The sequence below is a fragment of the Micromonospora sp. ATLC20 genome (assembly GCF_057196585.1).
On record NZ_JBXUOV010000316.1, the window covers coordinates 1 to 3,433 of the forward strand.

3 protein-coding genes and 1 pseudogene are annotated in these 3,433 nt (G+C 72.8%); 3 read left to right on the plus strand and 1 reads right to left on the minus strand.

Annotated elements, in window-relative coordinates:
• The 3 genes and pseudogenes from AC2CHG_RS30705 to rocD all read left to right on the plus strand — a co-directional run.
• A pseudogene (locus AC2CHG_RS30705) lies at positions 1 to 553 on the plus strand (thrombospondin); the annotation flags it as partial.
• 286 nt (positions 554 to 839) lie between these two features.
• Positions 840 to 1,655 (plus strand): dimethylargininase, encoded by an 816-nt coding sequence (gene ddaH / locus AC2CHG_RS30710; protein WP_262014000.1) that lies wholly within the window; start codon positions 840 to 842, stop codon positions 1,653 to 1,655.
• Positions 1,655 to 2,869 (plus strand): ornithine--oxo-acid transaminase, encoded by a 1,215-nt coding sequence (gene rocD, locus AC2CHG_RS30715; RefSeq protein WP_355512668.1) that lies wholly within the window; start codon positions 1,655 to 1,657, stop codon positions 2,867 to 2,869. Before ddaH ends, rocD begins: the two co-directional genes overlap by 1 nt.
• A gap of 80 nt (positions 2,870 to 2,949) precedes the next feature.
• On the opposite strand, the gene AC2CHG_RS30720 is transcribed toward rocD, so the two are convergent.
• Positions 2,950 to 3,433 (minus strand): FHA domain-containing protein (locus AC2CHG_RS30720; protein WP_484526133.1); only part of this gene is annotated, 484 nt, incomplete at its 5' end.

Sequence of the window (3,433 nt, forward strand, 5' to 3'; positions counted from 1 at the left end):
GGGCGCGGCGGCGCGTGCGGTCACCGGCCGCCGGGTCGACGCCGACACGCGGACCGCTCCGGTGACCGACGCCCGGACCGCCGGCGCGGCGCCCGTCGCCGAGCGCACCGTCGACCTGGACCGCGACGGCCGGCCGGACCGCACCGACCTCGACCGGGACGGCCGGCCCGACGGTACGGACACCGACGGCGACGGCCGGGTGGACCGCCCGGAGCCGTACACGACCAAGCGTCCCCGGGCCAGCCTGCTCGCCACGCTCGGCCTGATCGTCTCCGTGGTCGGGGCGATGTTCGTGCTCTCCGGCACGCTCGCCGGGTACGGCATCGGCGGCGGCGCGGTCGGTGCCGTGCTGGCGGTGCTGGGCCTGATCGCCACCCGTCGGCGGCACGTGGCCGGCAAGACCGACGCGCTGATCGGCATCGCTGTCGGCCTGGCCGCCGTGGTGCTCGGCATCGTGGCGATGACCGGCCAGTTCGACTGGCCGACCACCGACGGCGACTGGGTGGGCCGCTTCCGCGAGTGGCTTGACTCACAGTTTGGTGCCTGGTTCTGACGGGCACTGTCCCGATCGCCGGCAGGGCCGGCCAGCCTGATCAGTTCCGGTGGTTCACCGGCCGGGCAACACCTCTTTCGGGGGCGGCGGTTCGCCGCCCCCGAAGTGTGTCCGGTGCCGGCGCAACGATCGCTCGTCGGTGACCGATTCAACGCAACGATCCGCTGCCGGACGCAACTTCCCACGGTGGATGTCGTCTACCCGGGCCGCATAACGTTGGACCACGGCGCCAGCCCGTGGGCCGACGGTGGCCGGGCGCGCCCGACCCTGGGAGCACGACATGACGATGGACGCCATCCGCCAGCGCTTTCTGATGTGCCGGCCGACGTACTTCGCCGTCGACTACGCGATCAACCCGTGGATGGACCCCACCGCCCCGGTCGACGCCGACCTGGCGATCCGGCAGTGGGAGCAGCTTCGGCGCACGTACCTGGACCTGGGCCACGAGGTCGACCTGATCGAGCCGGTCGCCGGCCTGCCGGACATGGTCTTCGCCGCGAACGGCGGAACCGTGATCGACGGCAAGGCCATGGCGGTGCAGTTCCGCGACCCGCAGCGCGCCGACGAGGCGCCCGCGTACCGGGCCTGGTTCGAGGGCGCCGGCTTCGAGATGCACGACCCGAAGCACGTCAACGAGGGCGAGGGCGACGTCCTGCTGGCCGGTGACCACCTGCTCGCCGGCACCGGGTTCCGCACCGCGCACGCCTCGCACGCGCAGCTCCAGGAGGTCTTCGGCTACCCGGTGATCACCATGCAGCTCGTGGACCCCCGCTTCTACCACCTGGACACCGCGCTGACGGTGCTCGACGAGCGCACCGTGGCGTACCTGCCGGAGGCGTTCTCCCCCGGCAGCCGGGCGGTGCTGCGCCGGCTGTTCCCGGACGCGATCCACGCCACCATGGCCGACGCCGAGGTGCTGGGCCTGAACGCGGTGAGCGACGGCCGGCACGTGGTGCTGCCCGCGCAGGCCACCGACCTGGCCGCGAAGCTGCGCGACCGGGGCTACGAGACCATCGGGATCGACCTGTCCGAGCTGCGCAAGGCCGGCGGCGGACCGAAGTGCTGCACGTTGCGACTCCGTCAGGGAAAGGCGAGCAAGTGATCATCGACGACATGCTGCGGACTCCGTCCGCGGTCCGGGACGCGGAGCGTCACACGGCGCACAACTACCACCCGCTGCCCGTGGTGATCTCGTCGGCCGAGGGCGCCTGGCTGACCGACGTGGACGGCCGCCGCTACCTGGACTGCCTGGCGGGATACTCGGCGCTGAACTTCGGCCACCGGCACCCGAAGCTGATCGAGGCCGCGCACACGCAGCTCGACCGGCTCACGCTGACCAGCCGTGCGTTCATCCACGACCAGTTCGCCGACTTCTGCCGCGAGTTGGCCGCGCTCTGCGGCAAGGACCTGGTGCTGCCGATGAACACCGGCGCCGAGGCGGTGGAGACCGGCATCAAGGTGGCCCGCAAGTGGGGCTACCAGGTCAAGGGCGTCGCGCCGGGCCAGGCCAACATCGTGGTGGCGGAGGGCAACTTCCACGGCCGTACGACCACCATCGTCAGCTTCTCCACCGACGAGGACGCACGCGCCGACTTCGGGCCGTACACCCCGGGTTTCACTGTGGTCCCCTACGGCGACCTGGACGCGCTGACCGCGGCGATCGACGAGAACACGGTGGCCGTGCTGCTGGAGCCGATCCAGGGTGAGCAGGGCGTCGTGGTGCCGCCGGAGGGCTACCTGCCGGGTGTGCGCCGGGTCTGCACCGAACGCAACGTGCTGTTCGTCGCCGACGAGATCCAGTCGGGTCTGGGGCGTACCGGCGCGACGTTCGCCTGCGAGCACGAGGGCGTCGAGCCGGACATGTACCTGCTGGGCAAGGCGCTCGGCGGCGGCATCGTGCCGGTGTCGGCGGTGGCCGCGAACCGCGACGTGCTGGGTGTGCTCCAGCCGGGCCAGCACGGCTCGACGTTCGGCGGCAACCCGCTGGCCTGCGCGGTCGCGACCGAGGTGGTCCGGCTGCTGGCGACCGGCGAGTTCCAGCGCCGCTCGGCCGAGCTGGGTGAGCGGCTGCACGCCGGCCTGCGCGGCCTGATCGGCAAGGGCCTGGTGGCGGTACGCGGTCGCGGGCTGTGGGCCGGGCTGGACATCGACCCGGCGCTGATGACCGGCCGGCAGGCGTGCGAGCGGCTGATGGAGCGGGGTGTGCTCGCCAAGGACACGCACGGCTCGACCATCCGGCTCGCCCCGCCGCTGGTGATCACCGAAGAGGAGATCGACCACGCGGTGGCGCAGCTCGCCGCCGTGCTCGCCGGCTGAGGCCGTACGCGAGAAGGCTCACTCCGTACGCGAGGAAGGCGCCGGGACCACGACGGTCCCGGCGCCTTCGCACGTGCCCGTCACTGACGCGGCAGCCGCATCGCCATGGTCGGCGCCTCGGCCATCACCGAGTTCGGGGTGTACTTCGCGTCGCTGGTCATGTCGTCGGCGCGGCCGACCTGCACGCCCGGGTACAGCTCGATCAGGTCGCCCTCGGCGAGCACCCGGGACTGCTGCGGCGCCAGCGCGATCCGCTCGTGCTCGGCCATCGAGCCGCCGGGGCGTACGCCGGAGCCGTTGGTGCTGGTGTCGGTGACCACCACCTCGCCCACCCGCAGTTCCAGCCGGATGTGGCTGCGGCTGATCCAGCGGCGGGCCTCGTCGTTGAGCCACTGGCCGAGCGTCACCCCGCCCGGGCCGTCCGGTGCCCGGCCGATCGCCACCGGCTCGGTCTCGGTGAGCACGAACCGCTTGCGGACCAGCCCGCCGATGCGCGCCGCGAGCACCGCGGTACGCGGGCGCGGGCCGGCGTCGGAGAGCCGCGCGCCGTGCCGGGGGCAGGTC

Coding starts and splice junctions, on each gene's coding strand:
- ddaH (WP_262014000.1), top strand. CDS start 840: ATGGACGCCATCCGCCAGCGCTTTCTGATGTGCCGGCCGACGTACTTC.